Raw genomic sequence first — 24,236 nt, forward strand, 5'->3', positions numbered from 1 at the left:
CCCGCGAAGCTGACTTTGCAGGGTCGATAGCCGGTTACCTGGAATTCGCGCGGTTTACCACGCCGCCCTCATGCCGCGCTTCCATGAACCACGTCCATGCCGCGCCGCCGGCGACGCGCGGGGCGGGTCAGGGGCAGCACTTCGGACGGGTCCTTTTCCAGCCGCTCGACCGCATTGTCGACCAGCATCTGCAAGCCCTCGTCGCTCAACAACCCGCCGCGGATCAAGCAGCGATCCTCGAGCACACGGCGGAACGCGGAATAGAGCGTCATGTCGGGCTGGCGCGGCGCACCCCAGAAACTGTCCAGGCTGGTGTGATGCACGATGCCAGGCACCTTGTAGACCGCGTGGCCCAGCACCACGACCGGCTTGGCGCTGTTAAGCGCCAGCGTGCCCACCGTGCTGTTCACCGTCACGACGCCCAGCGATGTCTGCACGACCTCGGCAATGTCCCAGTCAGAGAGATAATGAACCCGATCGCCGACGCCATAATGGGCCGCCAGCTTGCGCGTCAGCCGTTCCCAGCCGACCAGTCCCGGATCGAGCGGATGGCGCTTGACCAGCAACGCGACGCCCTGGGGCGCATGTTCGGCAAAGCTCTTGATGACGAAGCGCAGCGCCGCGCGCATGTCGCCGAAGGGCGAATGGACGCGAATCTGATAATCGGAATTGAGCTGCAGCGGCAGGGTGAAATAGGGCTGGCCCTTGACCGCCTCCCATGTCGCGGCCGACCGTTCCGCCTCGCGCTGCCCCATCAGCAGCTTCCAGCACCAGGCGACCGATTCCAGGATGAAACTATGCGGCCTGTGCGTGCGATAATAGGGAAAATAGGGCCGCATCAGCGCCGACGACAGGCCATTGCGCATCGTGTTGCGCGCCCGCGCCTGGAATGTCGAGGGCACCGGCGGCAACGGCTCGGTCCCTTCGGGCAGGCCAGCCGCCTGATCGATATACCATTGCGGATCGAGCGGCAGCGTCGAATTGCCGTTCACCCCGTCATCCTGCAATGTGAGGAAGTCGGGCCGGATATAGCCTTCCTCCATGCAATGGACACGCAATCCGCGCAGCCGCGCCATGCCATGGGCCGATGTATGATAGGGTCGGCAATCGCCGTAGAGGATAAGGTCGGTAACGCCGTGGTTGACGATAAAATCGTCGAAGAAGAGCGGCCAGTTGCGAAAGGTCCCGCGATAATCCGTCGCTTCGCCCGGCCAGTCGACCTTGTCGCCGCCATTGATGTTGATGCGCAGGGCGCGATGCCCCCGTGCCCGCAAGGCGTCGGCCAGCATCGCGAAATAGGGTCCGTGCGGTCCCTGCAGGAAGAGAAAGGTCTTAACCTGCGGATCAGCCATGAAAAAACTCTGCGGCCAAAGTCATAAATCTGCGCAACTTCCCCTGCATGGCCCGCACCCTGATAAGCCAAGTCACAGGCGGCGTCGACCCATTGGCTAAACGCTCCACCATCACTTCAGGCCCACAAGGCAATCGGGTCACCGGATCGAGATAGCGGGGATAGAGAATGAGTGCTGCAGCAACAAGCGCATCAATGGTGCGTTGTCGCCCACGACGGGGGCTCGGCGGCGCCACATCGTGCGTCAGGCCCCAACCGGCATAGAAGGGCATGCCGTGCACCGTCACGGCGCAGCCCCGGATCAGCGCCTCGAACCCGGTGAGCGAGGAGAGCACATGCACCGCGTCCACTGCCTGCACCAGCTCCATCAGCGATCCGCCGCTGTCGATCGCATCCGCATGGGCCAGGGCCGCCGCATCGGTCAGGTGGCCCTTGCGATGCCCGGCCTGCACGTCGGGATGGGGGCGATAGAGGATGAAGGCATCGGGTTCGGCGCGTCGCACGCGCTGGAGAAAATCGAGATTGCCGACCACCCCTGCGCCGCCCAGCCGCACCGACAGGTCGTCGTCCACCTGGCCCACCGCCAGCACGGTACGCCGCCCCTTCGGCAAGGCAGGCAGCCCGACGCCCTGCGCCCCATATTTGGTGACGCCCGACGCACAGATGCGCGCGCGCAGCCGCGCCGCCCGCTCGACCAGCGCGGGCGAAAAATCCTGCGTCGCGAGCAGCTTTTCCAGGTCATTGGGGCCGAGCGCATTATAATAAATGCCGCTGCGGTCGACCACGATGGAGCCAGGTGGATGGAGAGCCGCGCCCAAGCCACGCGAACGCAGGAAGCCATCCTCCACCCGCGCGACGGGAATGCCCTCCGCCTCTGCCTGTGCGACGATGGCGGCGGGCACGCGCGAAGGCCAGACCGCCAGCGCCCCGCCCTCGCGCTGCGCCTTGCGCAGGCCGCGCCGCGCCGACACAAAGGGCGGCGATCGCTCGCCGTCCCATAAAAAGGCCCGGATCGCCTCGCGCTTCCAGAAGGCCATGCCGCTTGCCGCCGACAAGCCGCGATTGCCGTCCAGATGCCGCCGCCAGTCGGCCAATTGCGCGATCGCCTGCGATACATTGATCGGCGCGCCAGAAAACGGGTCGCGATATTGCGCCGCGGTCAATCGGGCGCGCAGCAAAGCGTGCAATCGCGCTGGCTCCACCGCCACGCCATCCGCTCCGATCACCGGCACGCCCATCAGCCCGGCGATCAGCGACCAGTCATCCTCGGCACCGGCATGGATGGCCTGCGCGCCTTCGATCATGTGCCACGGGTCGCAGTCAGCGGGGAGCATGCGTCCCCCCACATGGGCCGCGCCCTGGCCGGGCAACAGGCCGATCTGATCCGAGTCCATTTCGACAAAAACGCGCGCGTCCAGCGGCGTTCCCACCCGCACCAGCCGCCGCACCGGATCAGGCCGCGCGCCCCAGAAGCAACCGCCCACGCGCGCGACGCGAAGCTGGTCCAGCGCCGCGTCGGTGACGCCATGCGCAGCGCGTCCGTCGACAGGCAGGGAGACGGCGGCGACAGCCGGGTCGACATTGGGAAAAGGCGGGGATCGCAGAAACGGGGTCATGCGCCATGACGGACCGGGATCGCGCATCCGTCCCGTTCCAGTCCCAAAGCGCGCCGCATCGTCATGCCTCACCCTTGGAGCAGGGGCGGTGCAAAGGTCAAGGAACAGAGGCCGTTACTTCCTCGATCAGGTCGGTCACTATGTCGAAATAGTCACGCCAGGTCGGCGCGCGCCACGCGCTGATGCGCGCCTGCTGCGCCGCGCGCTCGGGCGAATCTGCCTGCGCATAGGCGCAGATCGCCCGCATCCATCCCAGCCCGTCCAGCGGATCCAGATAGTCCGGCGCATCGCCACCCACTTCGCGATGGGCGATGATGTCGCTGCAAATCACCGGCACGCCCGCCGCCAGAGCCTCGACCACCGGCATGCCGAATCCTTCGGCAAAGGACGGCATCAGCATCGCGCGGGCATTGGCGACCAGCGCCTGCATCCGGTTGTCAGACACTTCGCCCGCCTCGATCACATGGCCGCGCAAAATGTCCGCACGCTCCAATATGTCGATGACATTCTCATTTTCCCAGCCGCGCCGTCCGATCAGCACCAGCACCGGGGCCGCATCGCCCATGTCCTCCACCAGCCGCCGCCAGATGGTGAGCAGCAGCAGATGGTTCTTTCGCGGCTCGATCGTCGAAATATAGACGAAATAGGGCCGCTTGGGCAGCGACTCGTCGCGCGCGCCGAATATGTCGGGGGCGTCGGCACCGAAATGCGCGACCCGCACAACCCGACCGTCCAGTCCGGCGCCCAGATGCGGCGCCAGCGCATCGATCGTCGCCTGGCTGTTGCCGATAATGCCGGTTGCATAGCGGTCAATCGTGCGCACGCGGCGGCGATGCTCGTCCGCACCCTGCGGCCGGGCATATTCGGGATGGCTCAACGGGATGACGTCATGCACCAGCGTCACCAACTTGGCGCCCTCCGCGCGCAGGATCGCGCCCACCTGGCCCGCGTCGTCCAGATGGTGCGGCGACACCTGCAAATAGATGCGCGGCCCCTTCGCCTTGGGCACCGGGCGCGGCCGGGTCGCGAACATATGGCGGATGACCGCCGCCTTGCCCTCGCCGCCCGCGTCGCTGCGCGTATTGCGCCACTTGGCTGCGGTAAAGGCCAGGAACTGGCGCACCGCCGCATTGCTCAACCGCCCATAATAGCCGCCAGCGGGATGCACCGCCGCGAAGGACAGGCGATGGGGCATTCGCTCCAGCAATTCGCGGGCATAGACATATTCGACCCGGTCGATCCCGGTCGGCGCGGGGTGGAAAGCGCGCGACAGCAGTCGCGACACGTCCAGCACCACTTCACTGTCGCCACGCGCGCCATCGAAGCGGGGACTGGCCCGCTTGGTGCGCAGCGCCAGCCGCGCGCCAGGGGCGTTGAAGGGACGCAGGGCCATCGGCTCAGCGTCCGCCGCTCAGATGTGACAGGCAGGCGGACTGCATCAGAACTGCGCGCGTATCTCTTGCGCCAGCGCTTCTAGCGCGTCGGGATCGGCCTTGCCGCCCGCGCCATGGGCGGCAAAGCCCTTGGGGTCGCCCTCCCATCTCGGCAGGATATGGACGTGCAGGTGGAAAATGGTCTGCCCGGCCGGCGCACCGTTGAACTGCGCGATCTGGATGCCGTCGGGGTTCAGCGCCTTGCGAATGGCGGTGGCGACCTTTTTCGTCGTCGCCATCACCTGGGCCAGCGCCTTGTCCTCCATTTCCAGCAGGTTACGCGCCTTCGACCATTTGGAAATCACCAGCGCATGGCCGCGCGTCTGCGGCATGATGTCCAGGAAGGACAGCGTGTCCGCATCCTCATACAGCGTGGTCGACGGTATCTTGCCCTGCAGGATCAGGGCAAAGATATTCGCGTCGTCATAGGTGCCGTCGAGGCTCATGGAGTGCCCTTAGCTGATATAATGGGCGCTCGTCTTAGCAGCGACTTCCTCCGCCGTCACGCCCGGCGCCAGTTCAATGAGCTTGAACGGGCTGTCATGGTCGGGCCGCTGGAACACCGCCAAGTCGGTGACGATCATGTCAACGACATTGGTGCCGGTCAGCGGCAGGGTGCAGGCCGGGATGAACTTGGGGTCGCCATTCTTGGACGTGTGCTCCATCACAACGATGATCTTCTTGACGCCCGCGACCAGATCCATCGCGCCGCCCATGCCCTTGATCATCTTGCCGGGGATCATCCAGTTGGCGATGTCGCCATTTTCCGCGACTTCCATCGCGCCCAGCACAGTGAGGTCGATATGCCCGCCCCGGATCATCGCAAAACTGTCGGCGCTGGAAAAATAGACCGACTGCGGCAGCTCGCTGATCGTCTGCTTGCCCGCGTTGATCAGGTCGGCGTCCTCCTCGCCCTCGAACGGAAACGGTCCGATGCCCAGCATCCCGTTTTCCGACTGGAGCGTCACTTCGACGCCATCGGGTATATGGTTCGCCACCAGCGTCGGGATGCCGATGCCCAGGTTTACATAGAAACCGTCCTTGAGTTCCTTCGCCGCGCGCGCGGCCATCTCGTCACGAGTCCAGGGCATCAGTTCAGCTTTCCTTCCTGAATGGTCGTTATGCTCGCAAACTGCTCACGCAGTTCTTCAACAACCCCGTCACTTATTGCCTGAAGCATGGTTACTTCGTCAGCATCGTAGGTGGTTGCATAGGCGCGGGCGGCGTGACGCATTGTATCTGCGATCAAATAACCGAATGCGACAGGATCGGCCAAAACATGTGCGTCGATCCATACGCTACTGCCCGCATTATTGGTGACCCATATTCGGGCGACTTCCGCTGATTGTGGCGTAAGATTATCGCCCTTATCCAGAGAAATAGCACCGGGATGCTCCGCCTTCTTTCGAAAGCCAATCACGGCCGACGTCCTTCGGGCGCCCACCTCTTGTCCATCGGAAATATGTCGTCGAACCCGCCCTTGAGGCCGCTGCCATAGACGGGGTTGGGCATCACGAACCAGCCATTGCCCCACATGCCGGCAATCGGCAGGGTCATGGTCGCGGCGCGGCGCGCGGGCACGGCTTGCCCCGCATTGAACAGGTCGGAGAAATCACCCAGCTGGTCGCCGCCCATGGCGATGACGCAATATTTGGAGGAAATCGTCGCACGGCGGCCATCCTTGCGTGAACCCATGGCGTCGTCGCCGCTGAGGTACAGCGTCTGGCCATGCACCGCCTCCCCCAGGCCCGCCGCCCGGATCGCGCGCGCGGTCGCGTCGGCATTGGCGGCCGACCGGTTGGTGTTGAAGATAACGGTCACGCCCATCTTGCGCAGCGCAGCCAGCACATGGTCCGCGCCCGGCACCGGCGCGACCGCGCCCTCGCCCGTCTTTTCCCAGGCATCCCAATCGGCCGCATTATACCCCTTGGCGCTGGTCGCATCATGATATTCATAACCGGTGTTGAGCATCACCGTTTCGTCGACGTCGAACACCGCCGCCAGTGGCTTGTCGCCGCAGGGCACGAATTTGGGCGCGTCCAGGCTCGCTCCTTGCGCCAGCACCACGCTATCGGCCGGGCGCACCTTCACCTTGGCCGCGACATAGCCCAGCAGCCCGTGCCAGGCCTGAACCGACAGCGCCGCGCCTTCACCCGACCCGTAGAGATATTGCATCCCCGCGGGCGGATTGGCGGGAGCAGCGGCAACGGGCGCGGGCGGCGCGCTCGTCACGCTCGCGCAGGCCGCCAGAGGCAAAGCGAGGAACGCCGCGCCAAGCCGCATCCTTGCGGGCATCACGCCGCCTCCCGCTCCCTCACAGTGCGGAACTCGATCTTCTTGTCATAGGGCGCGCCTACGATCATTCGCTTGACATAGATGCCGGGCAGATGGATCGCATCAGGGTCCAGGCTGCCGGTCGGCACCACTTCCTCGACCTCGGCGATGCAGACCTTCGCCGCCGTCGCCATCGGCTGATTGAAGTTGCGCGCGGTCTTGCGGAAGATGAGGTTGCCGCTCTCATCGGCCTTCCACCCCTTGATGATGGCGATGTCGGCGAAGATGCCGCGCTCCAATATATAATCCTGCCCGTCGAAGCTCTTGACTTCCTTGCCCTCGGCCACCTGCGTGCCCACGCCGGTCTTGGTGTAGAAGCCGGGAATCCCCGCCCCGCCCGCACGGCACCGCTCCGCCAGCGTCCCCTGCGGGCAGAACTCCACCTCCAGTTCGCCGGCCAGAAACTGCCGTTCGAATTCCTTGTTTTCCCCGACATAGGAGGAGATCATCTTCTTCACCTGCCGCGTGCGCAACAGCTTGCCCAGCCCCTCGCCGTCGATCCCGGCATTGTTGGACGCGATGGTCATATCCTTGACCCCGGCATCGCGGATGGCGTCGATCAGCCGCTCTGGAATGCCGCACAGGCCAAAGCCGCCCGCGCAAATCTGCATCCCGTCGAACAGCAGCCCGTCCAGCGCAGCCGCAGCATCGGGGTAGAGCTTCTTCACCATGGGCGCTTCTCCTTGAATATGAACATGGGTCTAGGCGGTCGAAAGGATCAATACCAATGATTTGTTTTTTCGGATAAGCCAAAATAATGGCTATCAATCGTATCGCCTTCTATCACCTCGAAACGCTGCTGTGGATCGCGCGGCTGGGCACATTCGCCGCGGCGGCGGCGCGCCTCAACACGACGCAACCCGCCATTTCCGCGCGTGTGCGCGAATTGGAAAGCCATCTTGGCACCGCCCTTTTCCGCCGCGAAGGGCGCGCCATGGCGTTGACCCCCGCGGGCCGCGAACTGGTGCGCGAAAGCGAACCCCTCTGGGCGCGTTTCCAGACAGTGCTGACCGGATGCAGCGACATTGGCGGCGCGCGCGGGGTCGTGCGCGTGGGATCGGGGGAGATTGCGGCGGCGATCTGTCTGCCCGACTTCGTCACCGCGCTGGGCCGCGACCTGCCCAATGTCACGCTGGCAATCGACATCGCACTGACCGTGGACCTGATCCAGCAGCTGGCGTCGGGGCAGGCCGACATGATCTTCGGCGCAGGGCCGGTTGCGCACCCGATGCTGCGCTCGACACCGATCGGCGGCGTCGATCTTCTCTGGCTTGCCAGCCCCGCCATCGCCAGCGCGCCGCCGCCGCGCCCGCCGGTCTGGTCGCTGTCCAGCGCCTCGCCGCTCTATCACCTCGTCAAGGACGCGCTGGCCGACTCCCCGCTGGCCACCAGCCCCGTCAACCTGTGCAACAATGTGCGCACGATGATCGATATCGTCACGCGCGGCGGCGGCGTCGGGGCCTTTCCCGGAGCGATGGTGCGCCACCATCTGGAAAGCGGCCAACTCGTCAGACTGCCCGACATGCCGCCCTTGCCGCAGATCGCCTTTCACGTCGCCGTGCGCGCGGCCGAAAGTGATCCGCTGGTCCTCGCCATTTTCGGCCGGGCCAGCGGATTGCGGCTCTAGATCAGACCGGCGAGCGGGCTCGACGGGTCGGCATATAGGCGCTTGCCCATGCGCCCGGCGCGATAGGCCATGCGGCCCGCCTCGACGCCCGCCTTCATCGCGGCGGCCATCAGCACCGGGTCCTTCGCTTCGGCGATGGCGGTGTTCATGAGGACGCCGGTGCAGCCCAGTTCCATCGCCTGCGCGGCTTCGGACGCGGTGCCCACGCCCGCATCGACCAGCACGGGCAGCGTCGTGCCCTCCACGATCAAACGGATCGTCACCCGGTTCTGGATGCCAAGGCCGCTGCCGATCGGCGCGCCCAGCGGCATGATCGCGACGGCGCCTGCATCCTCCAGCCGCTTGGCCGCGATCGGATCGTCGACGCAATAGACCATCGGCTTGAAGCCTTCTTTGGCCAGCACTTCGGTCGCGCGCAGCGTCTCGACCATGTCGGGATAAAGGGTGCGCGCCTCGCCCAGCACCTCCAGCTTGACCAGATCCCATCCCCCCGCCTCGCGCGCCAGGCGCAGCGTGCGGATCGCCTCCTCGCCTGTGAAGCATCCCGCCGTATTGGGCAGGTAGGTGATTTTTTTGGGGTCGATATAGTCGGTCAGCATCGGCGCCTTGGGGTCGCTCACATTCACCCGCCGCACCGCCACCGTGACGATTTCCGCGCCCGACGCCGCGACTGCGGCCGCATTCTGTTCGAAGCTCTTATATTTGCCCGTCCCCACGATCAGGCGCGACGTGAACGCCTTGCCCGCGACCGACCAGCCATCATCGCCCGCGCCATCGCCGCCGCCGACGAAATGGACGATCTCCAGCTCATCACCGTCCTCGACCCGGACATCCGCCAGCGTCGATCGCGGCACCACCTCCAGATTGCGCTCCACCGCGACCTTTTCGGGCGTGAAGCCCAGTTCGCTCGCCAGTTCAGCGAGGGTCAGCCCCTCGCGAACGCGGCGATGTTCGCCGTTGATGCGGATGGAAATGGTGCCGTCTATGCTCACTATGCTGTCCCGATTGGCAAAGTGTCTCGACGCGGCGAGACAGGAAAGGCTATGGATTGCCTCGCATATAGGGGCGGCCCTGCCTCCGCCGCAACATCTGAAAAAGGGGACCGGACGTGGCCGACGCGCGCAAAATCTATGTGCTCAATGGGCCCAATCTTAACATGCTCGGCACGCGCGAGCCGGAGATTTACGGCTATGACACGCTCGACGACATCGCCCAGCGCATGGAGGACGCGGCCAATCGCGCCCATGTGGAAATCGACTTCCGCCAGTCCAATCACGAAGGCCATCTGGTCGACTGGTTGCAGGAAGCCCATGCGGAAGGCGCGCATGCCGTCATCATCAATCCCGGTGCCTACACCCACACGTCCATCGCGCTGCATGACGCGATAAAAGGCATCAGCGTGCCGGTAATCGAAATTCACCTGTCCAACCCGCATGCGCGTGAGCCTTTCCGCCACACAAGCTATGTCGGCATGGCGGCGAAGGGCACGATCGCGGGCTTTGGCCCCATGTCCTACATGCTGGCGCTGGAAGCCGCGCTGGAATTATGATCCGACGCACGAAAGTTGCGCTTTGGCGTAAATACGCATAGGCGCTGGCGCCAGAAACAATATTCACCGGCCAGGGACTTCACATGACCGATAATCAGGAAAAGGGCGCAATGCAGGTCGATGTTCAGCTCGTGCGGGACCTTGCCGCCCTGCTCGACGACACCAACCTCACCGAGATCGAGGTGGAGGATGGCGACCGCAAGATTCGCGTCGCGCGCAAGGCCGGCGGCGCGGCTGCCGCTGTCTATGCGCCCGCGCCTGCCGCCCCGGCGGCCGCTGCGCCTGCCCCCGCCGCCGCGCCGGCTGCGCCCGCCGTTGCGCCCGAAGGCGCGCTGCCGCCCGGCACCCTGGTCAAATCGCCGATCGTGGGCACCGCCTATCTGTCCGCCGAACCGGGCGCCGCGCCCTTCGCACGCGTGGGATCGCAAGTGCAGGCCGGCGACACCGTCCTGATCGTCGAAGCGATGAAGGTCATGAACGCCATCGCCGCGCCGGTGTCCGGCACGGTCAAGACGGTGCTGGTCGATAATGGCCAGCCGGTCGAATATGACCAGCCGCTGATCGTGATCGAATAAGGCGCGCGACGATCATGGGCATTGAAAAGCTGCTGATCGCCAATCGCGGCGAGATCGCGCTCCGCATCCACCGCGCCTGCCATGAAATGGGCATCAAGACGGTCGCAGTTCATTCGACCGCCGACGCCGACGCCATGCATGTGCGCCTTGCCGACGAAGCCATCTGCATCGGCCCGCCGGCGGCCAAGGACAGCTATCTGAACGTCGCGGCGATCATTTCGGCGGCGGAAATCTCTGGCGCGGACGCGATCCATCCGGGCTATGGCTTCCTGTCCGAAAACGCCAAGTTCGCCGAGATCGTCGAAGCGCATGGGCTGGCCTTCGTCGGGCCGAAGCCTGAACATATCCGCACCATGGGCGACAAGATCGAAGCCAAGCGCACCGCCGGCGCGCTGGGCCTGCCGCTTGTCCCCGGTTCCGACGGCGCGGTCAGCGATGTCGAGGAAGCGCGCGCCATTGCCGAGGCGGCGGGCTATCCCGTCATCATCAAGGCGGCTTCGGGCGGCGGCGGCCGCGGCATGAAGGTGTGCACCTCGCCCGACAGCCTCGAAACGCTGATGCAGCAGGCGGGCAGCGAGGCGAAGGCCGCGTTCGGCGACGCCACCGTCTATATCGAAAAATATCTCGGCAATCCGCGCCATATCGAAATCCAGGTGTTCGGCGACGGCAATGGCAACGCCATCCATCTGGGCGAGCGCGATTGTTCGCTCCAGCGTCGCCACCAGAAGGTTCTGGAGGAAGCGCCCTCCCCCGTGCTGAGCCAGGCCGAGCGCGAACGCATCGGCAGTGTGTGCGCGAAAGCGATGGCCGATATGGGCTATCGTGGCGCGGGGACGATCGAGTTCCTGTGGGAAAATGGCGAATTCTACTTCATCGAGATGAACACCCGGCTTCAGGTCGAACATCCGGTGACGGAGATGATCACCGGCCTTGACCTGGTGCGCGAACAGATCCGCGTCGCGGAGGGCAAGCCGCTGTCGGTGGCCCAGGACGACATACGCTTCACCGGCCATGCCATCGAATGCCGCATCAATGCCGAAGACCCGCGCACCTTCGCGCCCTCGCCCGGCACCGTCACCAGCTATCACGTTCCCGGCGGCATGCATGTCCGCGTCGATAGCGGCCTGTATCAGGGCTATAAGGTCCCGCCTTATTACGACTCCATGATCGGCAAGCTGATCGTCTATGGCCGCACCCGCGAAGGCGCGATCATGCGCCTGCGCCGCGCGCTGGAGGAATATGTGATCGAAGGGATGAAGACCACCATCCCGCTGCATCAGGCGTTGCTGACCGATCCCGATTTCCTCAACGGCGACTATACGATCAAGTGGCTGGAAGAGTGGTTGGCGCGGGAAGACAAGGCATGAAGGCCACCATCTGGCACAATCCCAAATGCGGCACGTCGCGCAAGACGCTCGCCATATTGGAAGAGACGCCGGGGGTCGATGTCGAGGTGATCGAGTATCTCAAGACGCCCTATAGCCGCGACAAAATCGCGCAGCTGATCGCCGACGCCGGCATGACCCCGGCCGACGCGATCCGCACCATGGGCACTGATGCGGAAGAACGCGGTCTCCCCGCGATGGCCCCCGACGCGATCCTGGATGCAATGGCGGCCAATTCTGCCTATGTGAATCGTCCCTTCGTCGAAACCGACAAGGGCGTGCGCTTCTGCCGGCCGCAGGACAAGGTGCGCGAGATACTCTAGGCGGCACGCGGGCAAAGGCACGGCATCATGGCGCAGGACGGTCCGAAAATCGACGATGATGCGCCGGTGCCGGGCGTTGCCCCCTATGACGGACCGGCGGGCGGCTGGGGCGCGCTGCGCGGCGTGGCCGTCGCGATCAAGGACCAGATGGGGGCCAGCGCCGACACCCGCGCCTTGCTCCAGATGAACCAGCCCGACGGTTTCGACTGTCCCGGCTGCGCCTGGCCCGACCCGCGCCACACATCCTCCTTCGAATTTTGCGAAAATGGCGCGAAGGCCGTCACCTGGGAAGCGACACCCAAGCGCGTCGACCCCGACTTTTTCGCCAGCCACAGCGTATCGGACCTGTGGGACTGGAGCGATCACCGGCTGGAAGATGCCGGCCGTCTTACCCAGCCGCTGCGCTATGATCCGGCAACCGATCATTATACGCCGATCGGCTGGGACGAAGCGATGGCGCGGATCGGCGCCGGTCTCAACGCGCTCGACCATGCCGACAGGGCCGAATTCTACTGTTCGGGCCGCGCCTCGAACGAAGCGGCCTTTCTCTACCAGCTGTTCGCCCGCGCCTTTGGCACCAACAATTTCCCCGATTGCTCCAACATGTGTCATGAGGCGACGAGCGTCGGCCTCGCCAAATCGATCGGCCTTGGCAAGGGGTCGGTAACGCTGGAGGATTTCGACCATGCCGATGCGATCTTCTGCATCGGCCATAATCCGGGCACCAACCATCCGCGCATGCTTTCGACACTGGCGGCGGCGGCCAAGCGCGGCGCGCCGATCATCGTCGCCAATCCGATGCGTGAACGGGGCCTGGAACGCTTCAAGTCGCCCCAGCACCCCACCGAAATGCTGGCCCCCGGCGCGACGCGGCTGGCGTCGGCCTATCATCAGGTGAGGGTCGGCGGCGACCTGCCGATGGTGCAGGGAATCATGAAGGCCCTGTTCGCCGCCGATGCCGCCGACCTGGCGGCCGATGGCGCGGGCCTGATCGACCGCACCTTCATCGCCGAGCATACCGTCGGTTATGAAGCCCTGCGCGCCGAGGTGGAGGCGCAGGACTGGGCCGCGCTCGAACAGGGCAGCGGCCTCACCCGCGCGGCGATGGAAAGCATGGCGCAGGTCTATGCCAAGGCCCGCAATGTCATCATCTGCTATGGCATGGGCATCACCCAGCATCGCCACGGCACGCAAAATGTGCAGCAGATCGCCAATCTGTTGCTGCTGCGCGGCAATTTCGGCCGTCCGGGGGCGGGCATCTGCCCCTTGCGCGGTCACAGCAATGTGCAGGGCGACCGCACCGTCGGCATCACCGAAGCACCCGGCGAAGACATGCTGGCCCGGCTGGACGCCCGCTTCGGCATCACCAGCCCGCGCAAACATGGCCATAACGCGGTCGATGCTCTGGCGGCGATGGCATCGGGCGAGGCGCGCGCGCTCATCGCGCTGGGCGGCAATCTCGCCGTCGCCATGCCCGACCCGCAGGCCTGTTTCGCCGCCTTCCGCAAACTCGACTTGGCCGTCCACATCCTCACCAAATTCAACCGCTCCTGCCTGCTCCCTGCGCGCGAAACCATCATCCTGCCCTGCCTTGGCCGCACCGAACTCGACATGCAGGCGGGCGGCCCGCAATGGGTTACGGTGGAAGACAGCATGTCGATGGTCCACGCCTCGCGCGGGCGGCTCAAGCCAGCCTCGGACGATCTGAAATCGGAACCCGCCATCGTCGCCGCCATGGCGAAGGCGACGCTGCCCGCCAGCCCGATCGACTGGGACGGCTTGGTCGCCGATTATGACCGCATCCGCGACGGGATCGCCGCGGTCTATCCCGACTTCCATGATTTCAACCAGCGCGTCCGCGTGCCCGGCGGCTTCCGCCTGACAGTCGGCCCATCCCAGCGCCACTGGCCCACGCCCGATGGCAAGGCGCATTTACTGACCGCTGGGGACGCGCCCGCGCAGGACGACCGGCTGATGCTCGCGACCATCCGCAGCCACGATCAATATAACACAACCATCTATGGCCTGAACGATCGCTATCGCGGCATCACCGGCCGCCGGGACATCCTGTTCATGAACGCCGCCGACATGGATCGGTTGGGCATCGCCCATGGCGACCGCGTCGATGTGGTGGCCGCGCCCGATCGCATCCTGGCGGGCCAGACGGCGATTCGTCATGACATCGCCGCCGGATCCGTCGCGGCCTATTATCCCGAAGCCAATGGCCTGCTGCCGCTCGATGCGCATGACCGGCAAAGCGGCACGCCCGCCTACAAGACGATACCTGTCGATATCCGTCCGGCTGCGTAACGATCATGGCAATTTGCGGCTTGCTTTGACGCACGGAGGCCCTAGCTTCCGCGCCATGGCAAAGGGCAGCACGCAAAAAGCAGCATCGGCGACGGTCGCGGTCTACAGCCTGAAGGGCGGGGTCGGAAAAACGACGGTTTCCGTCAACCTCGCCTGGGCGTCGGCCTCTATTTCCAAACGGCGTACCCTGCTCTGGGATCTCGATCCGCAGGCTGCGTCCAGCTGGCTCCTGTCGACCGACCAGACCAGCCGCGACGCGGCGCAGGCGATCTTCAGCAAGGATGTCGAGGTCAAAAAGCTGATCCAGCCGTCCACTGTTCCGGGGCTGGACCTGATCGCCGCCGACACCTCGCTGCGCGGCCTCGATCACCTGTTCCGCGAAATGGACAAGAAGAAGCGGCTCGCCAAGCTGATCGAAAGCCTGGGTCGCGACTATGACCGCATCATTCTCGATTGCCCGCCCGGCCTTACCGAAACCAGCGAACAGGTGCTGCGCGCCGCCGACCTCATCGTCATTCCGGTCATCCCCTCGCCCCTGTCGCAGCGGGCAATGGGCGAAGTCGCGCGCTATCTCGTCCAGCGCGGCGGCGCCCATGCGCCGATCCTTCCGGTCTATTCGATGGTCGATCGCCGCCGCAGCCTGCATCGCGCCGCGCTGGAAAGCCAGACCGGCTGGCCCGCCATTCCCATGGCCAGCACGATCGAGCAGATGACCGTGCGCCGCAAGCCGCTGGGCGCCTTCGCGCCGGCGTCGCCCTCGGCGCAGGCCTTCGCGTCGCTCTGGACGCAGGTCGAACGGCAACTGAGCGGGCGCTAAGGCGCGACCTGCGCGTCAGGCGGCGATGTCGTAGGGCCGGATTTCACCGGTCAGATACAGGTTGCGCGCCTTCGACCGGCTGAGCTTCCCCGATGACGTGCGCGGCAACGTGCGCGGCGGCACCAGTTCGACCACGCAGTTCATGCCCGTGATCGCCCGCACCCGCTCGCGGATCTGGTCGCGCAGCCGCGATCGTTCCTCATTGTCCGACGTGCGGCAATGAACCAGCACAGCGGGCGCTTCCTCGCCGCCGGGCGTCGTGATCGCGAAGGCGGCGATGTCGCCCTGCTTGAAGCCGGGCAGTTGCTCGACCGCCCATTCGATATCCTGCGGCCAGTGATTCTTGCCGTTGATGATGATCATGTCCTTGGCGCGGCCGACGATATAGAGATAGCCGTCGCTCAGATATCCCATGTCGCCGGTGTCGAGCCAGCCGTCGGCCATGCAGGCGTCGGTTGCCTCCTGATCGCGGAAATAGCCGACCATCAGGCTGGGGCCAGTGGTCCACACCTTGCCGATCTGCCGCTCGTTCATCAGGCCGCCATCCTCGTCGCGGATTTCCACGACCATGTCCTTGGCCGGCTTGCCGCAATTGACGATGGAGCGGAAACGCTGCGGCCGGCCTTCGGGCGCGGCGCCGCCCGACAGGTCGGTTTCCTCGACCAGTTCGACGATGATCCCCTCGCCCGGCGGCATGATGGTGACGGCCAGCGTCGCTTCAGCGAGGCCATAGCTCGGCAGGAACGCCTTGGGGCTGAACCCCGCGTCGGCAAAGGCGTCGACAAAGCTCTGCATCACGTCGGGGCGGATCATGTCCGCGCCATTGCCCGCCAGCCGCCAGCGCGACAGGTCGAACCGGTCGGCCGCCTTGGTCTGGCTCGACATGCGGCGCGCGCAAATGTCGTAGCCAAAGGTCGGCGAATAGCTGATCGAGGTGCCCTCGTTCCGGCTGATGAGGTCGAGCCACGCCAGCGGGCGACGGGCGAAATCCTCGGTCTTCATGTAATCGGTCGACACCTGGTTGGCGACGACTGACAGGAAGCAGCCGACCAAGCCCATGTCATGATACCAGGGCAGCCAGCTGATGCATCGGTCGCTGTCCTGCACCTCCATGCCGTGGCTGTGGGCCGACAGATTGGACAGCAGCGCATGATGCGTCACCGCAACGCCATGCGGGAAACGGGTCGACCCGCTCGAATATTGCAGATAGGCGATCTCTTCGGGCTGCGCCTGCGGCAAGTCGCACGGCACCGCCTCGCGCGCGATGAAATCCTCGAAAGCGATGCTCTCAACCGCCTTTTGCCGGCCCGATTCGCCCGCCATTTCCTCCAGTTCCTTGGGGAACAGGAACAGCATCGGGTCGCAGCTTGTCAGCTGGACATTGAGCTGGTCGATATAGCTTTCCTTGCCGCCAAAGCTGGTCGGCAGAGGCAGCGGCACCGGCCAGGCGCCGGCATAGACGATGCCGAAAAAGAGCATCGCGAAATCCGCCCCGGTTTCCGCCACCAACGCCACCCGGTCCTGCGGCTTGACGCCATGGGCGATCAGCCGGTGGGCGCAGGCGATGGCGTCGGCGCGCAACGCGCTGAACGGATAGGGGCGCGCCAGATTGCCGCGCGCGTCATGGAAATTCAGGCCCCGCTTGCCCTGCGCGGCATAGTCCAGCGCTTCGCCCAGCGTCCCGAAATCGGAGAAGCGGCGCGGCAGATCATCAGTCGTCGGCGTCGGTGCCATCATCTCTTGCGAACCCGTCATATTGGTTTCACCCAATGTCATAAAAATCGTCAAAGGGCCGCCGCTAGCAGCTTTGGCGGCCCCGTGCACCGGATAGTTGCATTCCAGCCTGGCTTTCTAGCCCATAAGGCGCGGTAAAATTCCGGCCCGACTGTGGCATAAACATGGCGCATCGGCCATGCTGGCGCGGTATGACCGGCAAACGCCCCCCTCCGCCGCTCGATGAGGATGCGCTGCGCGAACTGGCGCTACGCCATGTGGCGCGCTTCGCCACCAGCCGGGGCAAGCTGCTCGCCTATCTCAACCGCAAGCTGCGCGAACGCGGCTGGGCGGGCGAGCGCCCCGCCGACCCGCAGGCGCTGGTCGATCGCTTCGCCGACCTCAACTATATCGACGACGCAGCCTATGCCCTGATGAAAAGCGCGTCGCTCGTCCGGCGCGGCTATGGCGCGCGCCGCGTGGGCGAGGCGCTGCGCGCCGCCGGCATAGCGGAGGAAGACCGGGAGCAGGCCGACGCGCAGACCGCCCGAGACGCCTGGGCGGCGGCCGATCGCTTCGCCCGCCGCAAGCGCATCGGCCCCTATGCGACCGCCCCGCTCGATCCCAAACAGCGCGAAAAGGCGATCGCCGCCTTTCTGCGCGCGGGCCACGCCTATGCGCTGGCCCGCCGCTGGGTCGATGCCGCTCCCGGTGAAGTGATGGAAGAGGAAGAATAGGCTTCCTCCCGGCGTTTCGACACAGGGCCGGAAACCCGCCTTGCCTCTCTCGCCACAGCCCCTTTCAATGTAGGATTTTCTCTGATCTACCCTGATCGATGAAGCCCTGCCCGCCTCATATAACCACGCCCGCGCCCACGCAGCCCCGTGTCGCTTCCCTGTCGCGTCGTGGTCGCTTCGCAGGCGCGTTGTGGTCGCTTCAACCCCGAAAAGCCCGACAACCGTGTGAACTTCGCTACGCCCGTCACCATCCGGGCTCAGACGTCGCCCTTGCGCATCTTCGCCCGCCGCGCGAAGATGTTGAGCACCTCGACCAGCGTCGAAAAGGCCATGGCCGCGTAGATATAGCCCTTGGGCACATGCACGCCAAAGCCGTCGGCGATCAGCACCGCGCCGATCATCAGCAGGAAGCCGAGCGCCAACATGACGACGGTCGGGTTGCGCGCGATGAAATTGGCCAGCGGATCGGCCGCGATCAGCATAACCGTCACCGCCACGATCACGGCGATATACATGACTGCCAGATTGTCGGTCATGCCCACCGCCGTCAGGATCGAATCCAGCGAAAAGATCATGTCGAGCAGGATGATCTGCACGATGGCGCTGCCGAAACTCATCGTGACCGCGCTCTTCTTGTCCAGCACATCGTCGCCGCCATGCGGGTCGACATTGTGATGGATTTCCTTGGTCGCCTTCCAGATCAGGAACAGGCCGCCGGCAATCAGGATCATGTCCCGCCAGGAAAATTGCGTCTCGAATGTCGGCGCGCCATGGCTGTCGAGCGGCCCGCGCCAGCCAAGATCGAATACGGGCTGCGTCAGGCCGACAATCCACGCGATCATCGACAGCAACACCAGTCGCATCGCCAGCGCCAGCCCGATGCCGATGCGCCGCGCCTTGGGCCGCTGCGCCTCTGGCAGCTTGTTGGTCAGAATGGAAATGAAGACGAGATTGTCGATCCCCAGCACCACCTCCATCACCACCAGCGCGATCAACGCGGCCAGGGCAGTGGGATCGGTAAAGGCGGTGACGAGACTGTCCATGATGCTCCCCTGATTGTCCGACAACGCCAATGTTTCGGATCGGCAACGTATCGAAACGGCGATGACGCCTTATCGTTCCTCTGTTGCTGCTTGATGCCGGAACGCCGAGTTTATAAGGCTGGTACATCATTATCCGGGGGGATTTTTCCGATGCGTTTCATGTTCACGCTGGCGGGCCTTGGCCTTGCCCTGTCCATATCTGCGCCGGGAAAAGCCGAGGTCTTCGAGATGGACGGCTATTTTCCCGCGCCCTTCCGCGAAGTCAGCCTGGCGCGCAGCATCGGCATCGACCGGATCGGCGGGCGTGACGGCATGGCCCTGTCGCTGGCCCTAGAACGGTTGTTGAGCCGGCGCGGCCCGGACGGCCGCCCCCATTTCGACCTCATTGCCCTGTCGCGCAACGGGCCGGACGCCGAAGTCATCGTCAGCGGCATGGCAGACGCCACTATCCGCAAGAGTGACGTCAAGCGCACGGTCGAGGAATGTGCGGACAAGCAGGCCAGCATCTGCCCGAAGAAGGAAAAGGTCGACATCACCTGCACGCAGGAAGTCGTCAGCTTCTCCTCCACCCTGCGGGTCGCGCGCCCGGACGATGGCCGCATCCTCTATACCCAGACCCGGCCGCAATCCGACACGATCGTTACCTGCCCCAAGGACAAGAGCCCGCGCCATCCCAAGGACAGCATCGACCGGATGGTGCGCACGGCGGCGGATCGTTTCGTGGACGATATCGTACCGCGCCACGAACGCTACCGCATCCGCCTGCGGGAAGGGCGCGACGGCATGGACAAGGCGATGGGCCAGGCGTTCAGGGACAGCATTCGCCTGTCGCAGCGCGATCCGGCCGCCGCCTGCGCGCAATGGGATGGGATGAACCGCGATCGCCCCGGCCATCCCTCGCTGCTCTTCAACCTTGGCCTGTGCGCGGAACGGGACAGCGACTATGCGCAGGCCGAGCGCCTTTATGCTCAGGCGGGCAAGGCACAGGAGGATATCGACCGAGTGCGCGATCTGACCATCGGACGCGAAGACGCGCAGGCGCGCGCGGCCGATCAGTAAGGCGCGTGCTGGACTTGAACGCGGCGCTACCGTAGCGACGGCCTGTCCGCATCGACCTTGCGGACATCGACCGATAGTCTTTCACCCCTTTGCCAGAGGCGGGCCAATGACCAGAACCACCCTCACGCGTTTTCTGATCGAACAACAGCGCAACGCCAATGCCCTGCCCGCCGAATTGCGGCTGCTGATCGAAACGGTCGCCCGCGCCTGCAAGACGATCAGCCACGCCGTCAGCAAAGGCGCGCTGGGCGAAGTGTTGGGCAGCCTGGACAGCGAAAATGTGCAGGGCGAAGTGCAGAAGAAGCTGGACGTCATCGCCAACGAACTGCTGCTCGACGCCAATGAATGGGGCGGGCACTTGGCGGCGATGGCGTCAGAAGAGATGGAAACCATCTATCCTATCCCCAACCGCTATCCCAAGGGCGAATATCTGATGCTGTTCGATCCCATTGACGGGTCCAGCAATATCGATGTCGACCTGTCGGTCGGCACGATCTTCTCGGTCCTCAAGGCCCCCGAAGCCTGCGCCGGGCGCGATGTGACGGAGGAGGATTTTCTCCAGAACGGCCGGCATCAGGTCGCTGCCGGCTACGCCATCTATGGCCCGCAGACGTTGCTGGTGCTCAGCGTCGGCACCGGCGTCTATGAATTCACGCTGGACCGGGAAGTGGGCAGCTGGGTCATGACCGACCCCGACATGAAGATGCCCCAGGGCAAATGCGAATTTGCGATCAACATGTCCAACCGCCGCCAATGGTCGCCGGGCGTCGAACGTTATATCGACGAACGGGTGATGGGCGCCAAGGGACCCTGCGGCAAGGATTACAATATGCGCTGGACCGCCTCCATGGTGGCTGACGTGCACCGCATCCTCAAGCGCGGCGGCATCTTCATGTATCCCTATGATCAGCGCACACCCGGCAAGGCCAAGCTGCGTCTGATGTATGAAGCCAATCCCATGGCCTATCTGATCGAACAGGCCGGCGGCGCGGCGAGCGACGGCTTCATGCCGATCATGGACGTCGCCGCGCGAGGGCTGCACCAGCGCGTGGGCGTGGTGCTGGGCGACACGGCCGAGGTCGAGGCCGTGGTCGCTTATGGTCGTGAAACCGAAGCCTTGGTGAACTGACAGGAAAATGATGGGGGAGAGCGCTGATCGAAAAGCGCTCGATCCCCCAGCCATGCCGCGCCTGCCGGTCTTACCGGCGGCTCCTCTCCAGAAACTGTTTTAGTGACGCGGCATGTGCGGGATTCGCTTACTCCAGCGCGATGACAAAAAAAAGGCTGATCCGAAGATCAGCCGATAAGTTTTTAGGAGAGGATGCCTGAAAGGCACAGTCCTTGTGACCCTGCGGAGGATTCTTCGCAACTGCGAAGAGCGATGGGCCGGTTGCAAAGCATGCAATCATGCGCTGGCGTGAAAGCAATTGGCAGGGCTTTTGAGGATATAGGGACGCCGATGCACGGACCAGTTCCCATAGCGGCGACAGACCATCCCCAGCGCTACCGGCGCGACATCGACGGCCTGCGCGCGCTCGCCATCCTCCCGGTGCTGCTGTTTCACGCCCATGTGCCCGGATTTTCCGGCGGCTATGTGGGCGTGGACATCTTCTTCGTCATATCAGGCTATCTCATCACCGGCATTCTCGCCCGCGACATTGATCGCGGGCAGTTTTCGCTGATCCGCTTCTATGAACGTCGCTTCCGCCGGATCATCCCCGCACTGGCGCTCATGCTAGTCGTGACGCTGGCTGTCTCCGCCTGGCTCTACTTTCCCGGCGATCTGGAGGGGGTGCCCCGGTCCGCGCTCGCCGCAACGTTGTTCGCCTCCAATCTATGGTTCTTCACCGACACCGGCTATTTCGCCGGCGGTGCGGACGCAAAGCCGCTGCTCCACACCTGGTCGCTTGCCGTGGAGGAACAATATTATATCGGCTTCCCGCTGCTGCTGATGCTGCTGGCCCGCTATGCGCCGCGCTGGCGCACCGCCGCGCTGGCGACGTTTGCCGCCCTATCGCTGGCGCTCGCCATCCTGATGCAGCGGGATACGAGCGGTTTTACCTTCTACCTGCTGCCGACCCGCGCCTGGGAATTATTTGCCGGGGTCTTGCTGGCGATCGGCGCGGTCCCATCCATTCGCGGCCGTTTGGTTGCCGAAGCGCTGGTATGGAGCGGTCTGTTGGCGATCGCCCTGCCCGTCACGCTGTATGACCGCACCACCATCTTTCCGGGGCTCACCGCCCTGCCCCCCGTGCTTGGCGCGGCGGTTCTGCTTCATGGCGCGCCCGGCACAAGCGTCGGGCGGCTTCTTTCCCAACCGCCGCTCGTTGGCATCGGCCTTCTCTCCTATTCGCTCTATCTCTGGCACTGGCCGCTGATCGTCTTTGTCGAATATGCGACCGACGCGCCGCTGGCGGGAGGACTGCGATTAGGCGTAATCGCTGCCGCCCTGGCCCTTGCCTACCTATCCTGGCGCTATGTCGAGCGGCCGTTCCGTGATCGCTCGCGCATTTCGGACAAGGGAATATTTCGCTTCACCACAGTCGCCATCCTGCTGCTGTGCCTGGCATCGGGCGGACTGATGGCGATGGGCGGATGGCCGTCGCGCTTCTCCGCGCCGGTGCTGGCACAAATCGCGGGACGCAATGATTTCAGCCCGGCGCGCAAACGGTGCCATGACACCTATATGCGCGGCGCACCGCCTTGCATATCAGGGGCGCGGGTCCACCCCGACGCCATGCTCTGGGGCGACAGTCATGGGGTGGAGCTGGCCTATGCCCTGTCGCTGGCGGCCAGGGCGCAGGGCCGCGCGCTGGTCCAGCGCACCACCTCAAGCTGCCCGCCGGTTCTGGGCTATGATGGCAGAGACCCGCGCTGCGCCGCCGCCAACCGCGCTGCCTTCGCCGCGTTGCGCGCCGATCCGGAAATACGCCGCATCTATCTGATCGCCTTCTGGGCCAATGGCGACTTCGACGCGCCCGACTTCGTAGCCAAGCTTGACCTGACAATCGCCATGATCCGGCGCGAAGGTCGGCAGGTCGTGCTGATCGGCCCAGTGCCGCCCCAGCCCTTCGACGTGCCCCGCCACCTTGCCCATCTCGCGCGCGCCGGGCGGCTGGATGAGGCGCGCGGGGTCAGCCGCGCGTGGGTGGAGGCACGCACACCCCATCTGCGTGCCCTCTTCAGCCGCTGGCAGCAACGTGGCGTGATGCTCATCAGTCCGCTTCAGGCGCTCTGCGCATCAGGCGCCTGCGCCATCGCGGCGGACGGCAAGCCGCTCTATTTCGATTCGCATCATCTGAGCGTCGCCGGCGCGCTGCGCGTGGTCCGCGACGGGGCTATTCCGCCGCCAGCGCATAGCCAGCGCGCGGCAATTCCACCGCCAGCGCCTCGGCCAGGTCGGTGACCAGAGCCTGCATCTGCGCCACGCCTGGCCCAGGGCCGTCCAGCCCCGCATCGAGATAAAGCTGGCGGTCTATCTCCACCTGCAAGCCATGCAGCCCCCGATCAGGACGGCCGTGCCGCTCCAGCAGATAATCGCCGGCATAAGGGTGGTTCTGCGCAACGCCCACGCCATGGCTTTGCGCAATCTCGGCGGCGAGCGCCATCAATTGGCTGGACGCGCTGCGACCAAAGCGGTCCCCCAGCACGATGCCCGGCGGCGTCTGCCCCGCGCCCGGTGGCGGCAGCGGCGGCATGGAATGAAGGTCGATCAGGATGGCATGGCCATACGCATCCCGTGTCGCCGTCATCAGGCGCGCAAGCGCGGCATGGTAGGGCCGATGGACCGTCTCGATCCGCCGCTGCGCCTCCAGCCAGGGCATGGGCCGCAGCCACAATTCGCTGGCGCCGGGCATCCGGCGGGGCAAAAGGCCAAGGCCACCGCGCAGTTTCGCGCTGCTGTGCCAGCCCGCATCGTGTGGGGGATCGGCGATCATCGCGGGGTCCACCTCTCGCTCGTGACGGTTGAGGTCGATCATCGCGCGCGGCGCCCGCGCAACCAGCACGGAAAAGCCCCTCGCGATCAAAGGCCGTGCAAGCAGATCAACCCAGCGATCCTCCAGCCGTCGCAGCATGGCGGGCCGCACGCGGGCGGCGGCCAACAGGGAATCAGGGTAATCACGGCCCGAATGGGGCACAGAAAGGATGACGGGACGGTCTGGCAGGTCCGGACCGAAAAGGTCGAAGGCGGTGTTACGCACAGACGGAACTGGCAGCACGTCTTCGTTCAAGGCGGCTCCTTTCACCCGATCCGCGAAATTGGTTACCTGGCTGGATAATCTTTACACCTTGTCGCATATAAGCGGGCTTCGCGCCACCCTGTCGGCGGCGTGCACGCTGGCAATGCGCCGGACGGACCGATG

General features: G+C 64.9%; 23 protein-coding genes. 11 read left to right on the forward strand and 12 right to left on the reverse strand.

The genetic code is table 11. From position 1 onward, the window contains the following. Positions 1–68: 68 nt before the first annotated feature. The 8 genes from LL253_RS08675 to LL253_RS08710 all read right to left on the reverse strand — a co-directional run bounded on the left by LL253_RS08675 (position 69) and on the right by LL253_RS08710 (position 7,405). On the reverse strand, positions 69–1,352 hold the full coding sequence (locus tag LL253_RS08675) for a capsule biosynthesis protein (RefSeq protein ID WP_228226932.1): 1,284 nt from the start codon (positions 1,350–1,352) through the stop codon (positions 69–71). Beyond that, on the reverse strand, positions 1,345–2,967 hold the full coding sequence (locus tag LL253_RS08680; protein ID WP_228226933.1) for a capsular polysaccharide export protein, LipB/KpsS family: 1,623 nt from the start codon (positions 2,965–2,967) through the stop codon (positions 1,345–1,347). The genes LL253_RS08675 and LL253_RS08680 overlap by 8 nt, the downstream gene beginning before the upstream one ends. A gap of 97 nt (positions 2,968–3,064) precedes the next feature. Further along, positions 3,065–4,360, reverse strand: coding sequence for a glycosyltransferase family 4 protein (locus LL253_RS08685; protein ID WP_228226934.1), 1,296 nt, complete (start codon positions 4,358–4,360; stop codon positions 3,065–3,067). A gap of 45 nt (positions 4,361–4,405) precedes the next feature. Continuing rightward, positions 4,406–4,846, reverse strand: a complete 441-nt coding sequence (locus tag LL253_RS08690; RefSeq protein ID WP_228226935.1) for an HIT family protein — start codon at positions 4,844–4,846, stop codon at positions 4,406–4,408. Between the two features lie 9 nt (positions 4,847–4,855). Further along, positions 4,856–5,491 (reverse strand): CoA transferase subunit B, encoded by a 636-nt coding sequence (locus LL253_RS08695; RefSeq protein WP_228221866.1) that lies wholly within the window; start codon positions 5,489–5,491, stop codon positions 4,856–4,858. After that, entirely contained in the window at positions 5,491–5,820 is a 330-nt protein-coding gene (locus LL253_RS08700; protein ID WP_228226936.1) for a DUF5076 domain-containing protein, read from the reverse strand. Before LL253_RS08700 ends, LL253_RS08695 begins: the two co-directional genes overlap by 1 nt. Continuing rightward, positions 5,817–6,695, reverse strand: coding sequence for an HAD family acid phosphatase (locus LL253_RS08705; RefSeq protein WP_228226937.1), 879 nt, complete (start codon positions 6,693–6,695; stop codon positions 5,817–5,819). The genes LL253_RS08700 and LL253_RS08705 overlap by 4 nt, the downstream gene beginning before the upstream one ends. Then, a complete protein-coding gene (locus LL253_RS08710; RefSeq protein ID WP_228226938.1) occupies positions 6,695–7,405 on the reverse strand; it encodes a CoA transferase subunit A in 711 nt (236 codons plus the stop codon). The genes LL253_RS08705 and LL253_RS08710 overlap by 1 nt, the downstream gene beginning before the upstream one ends. An 86-nt stretch (positions 7,406–7,491) precedes the next feature. On the opposite strand from LL253_RS08710, the gene LL253_RS08715 reads away from it, so the two are divergent. Then, positions 7,492–8,361, forward strand: coding sequence for a LysR family transcriptional regulator (locus tag LL253_RS08715; protein ID WP_228226939.1), 870 nt, complete (start codon positions 7,492–7,494; stop codon positions 8,359–8,361). Here the strand turns inward: LL253_RS08715 and thiS are convergent. Then, positions 8,358–9,353, reverse strand: coding sequence for a sulfur carrier protein ThiS (gene thiS, locus LL253_RS08720; RefSeq protein WP_009820880.1), 996 nt, complete (start codon positions 9,351–9,353; stop codon positions 8,358–8,360). The two genes, LL253_RS08715 and thiS, sit on opposite strands and share 4 nt — an antisense overlap. A gap of 116 nt (positions 9,354–9,469) precedes the next feature. On the opposite strand from thiS, the gene aroQ reads away from it, so the two are divergent. From aroQ to LL253_RS08755, 6 genes are all read left to right on the forward strand, one after another. Beyond that, positions 9,470–9,910: a type II 3-dehydroquinate dehydratase gene (aroQ, locus tag LL253_RS08730; RefSeq protein WP_228226940.1), complete on the forward strand. Its 441-nt coding sequence runs from the start codon at positions 9,470–9,472 to the stop codon at positions 9,908–9,910. Between the two features lie 83 nt (positions 9,911–9,993). Next, positions 9,994–10,485 carry an acetyl-CoA carboxylase biotin carboxyl carrier protein gene (gene accB / locus LL253_RS08735; RefSeq protein ID WP_009820878.1) on the forward strand — a complete coding sequence of 164 codons (492 nt, stop codon included), beginning with the start codon at positions 9,994–9,996 and terminating at the stop codon, positions 10,483–10,485. Positions 10,486–10,499: 14 nt separating this feature from the next. Further along, entirely contained in the window at positions 10,500–11,852 is a 1,353-nt protein-coding gene (accC, locus tag LL253_RS08740) for an acetyl-CoA carboxylase biotin carboxylase subunit (protein WP_228226941.1), read from the forward strand. Then, positions 11,849–12,193, forward strand: a complete 345-nt coding sequence (locus LL253_RS08745) for an arsenate reductase family protein (protein WP_228221722.1) — start codon at positions 11,849–11,851, stop codon at positions 12,191–12,193. The genes accC and LL253_RS08745 overlap by 4 nt, the downstream gene beginning before the upstream one ends. A gap of 27 nt (positions 12,194–12,220) precedes the next feature. After that, positions 12,221–14,503: an FdhF/YdeP family oxidoreductase gene (locus LL253_RS08750; protein ID WP_228226942.1), complete on the forward strand. Its 2,283-nt coding sequence runs from the start codon at positions 12,221–12,223 to the stop codon at positions 14,501–14,503. A 55-nt stretch (positions 14,504–14,558) separates the two neighbouring features. Then, positions 14,559–15,320 (forward strand): ParA family protein, encoded by a 762-nt coding sequence (locus tag LL253_RS08755; protein WP_009820874.1) that lies wholly within the window; start codon positions 14,559–14,561, stop codon positions 15,318–15,320. Positions 15,321–15,335: 15 nt separating this feature from the next. On the opposite strand, the gene LL253_RS08760 is transcribed toward LL253_RS08755, so the two are convergent. Then, positions 15,336–17,096: a fatty acyl-AMP ligase gene (locus tag LL253_RS08760; RefSeq protein WP_009820873.1), complete on the reverse strand. Its 1,761-nt coding sequence runs from the start codon at positions 17,094–17,096 to the stop codon at positions 15,336–15,338. Positions 17,097–17,245: 149 nt separating this feature from the next. Here LL253_RS08760 and LL253_RS08765 point away from each other — a divergent pair, with 149 nt between their 5' ends. Then, positions 17,246–17,770 carry a regulatory protein RecX gene (locus LL253_RS08765; RefSeq protein ID WP_228226943.1) on the forward strand — a complete coding sequence of 175 codons (525 nt, stop codon included), beginning with the start codon at positions 17,246–17,248 and terminating at the stop codon, positions 17,768–17,770. 257 nt (positions 17,771–18,027) lie between these two features. Here LL253_RS08765 and LL253_RS08770 read toward each other — a convergent pair whose 3' ends face one another. Next, the gene (locus LL253_RS08770) at positions 18,028–18,813 is read right to left on the reverse strand and encodes a TerC family protein (protein WP_228226944.1); all 786 of its coding nucleotides are present in this window, start codon (positions 18,811–18,813) and stop codon (positions 18,028–18,030) included. A 150-nt stretch (positions 18,814–18,963) separates the two neighbouring features. Between LL253_RS08770 and LL253_RS08775 the strand changes: the two genes are divergently transcribed. The 3 genes from LL253_RS08775 (at position 18,964) to LL253_RS08785 (ending at position 23,278) form a co-directional block, all read left to right on the forward strand. Beyond that, positions 18,964–19,872, forward strand: coding sequence for a tetratricopeptide repeat protein (locus LL253_RS08775; protein ID WP_228226945.1), 909 nt, complete (start codon positions 18,964–18,966; stop codon positions 19,870–19,872). Positions 19,873–19,978: 106 nt separating this feature from the next. After that, entirely contained in the window at positions 19,979–21,001 is a 1,023-nt protein-coding gene (locus tag LL253_RS08780) for a class 1 fructose-bisphosphatase (protein ID WP_228226946.1), read from the forward strand. A gap of 330 nt (positions 21,002–21,331) precedes the next feature. Beyond that, the gene (locus LL253_RS08785; protein ID WP_228226947.1) at positions 21,332–23,278 is read left to right on the forward strand and encodes an acyltransferase family protein; all 1,947 of its coding nucleotides are present in this window, start codon (positions 21,332–21,334) and stop codon (positions 23,276–23,278) included. Here the strand turns inward: LL253_RS08785 and LL253_RS08790 are convergent. Next, entirely contained in the window at positions 23,211–24,104 is an 894-nt protein-coding gene (locus LL253_RS08790) for an N-formylglutamate amidohydrolase (RefSeq protein ID WP_228226948.1), read from the reverse strand. The two genes, LL253_RS08785 and LL253_RS08790, sit on opposite strands and share 68 nt — an antisense overlap. Positions 24,105–24,236: the final 132 nt, after the last annotated feature.

Source organism: Sphingobium soli (assembly GCF_020782245.1).
Taxonomy (GTDB): Bacteria; Pseudomonadota; Alphaproteobacteria; order Sphingomonadales; family Sphingomonadaceae; genus Sphingobium; species Sphingobium soli.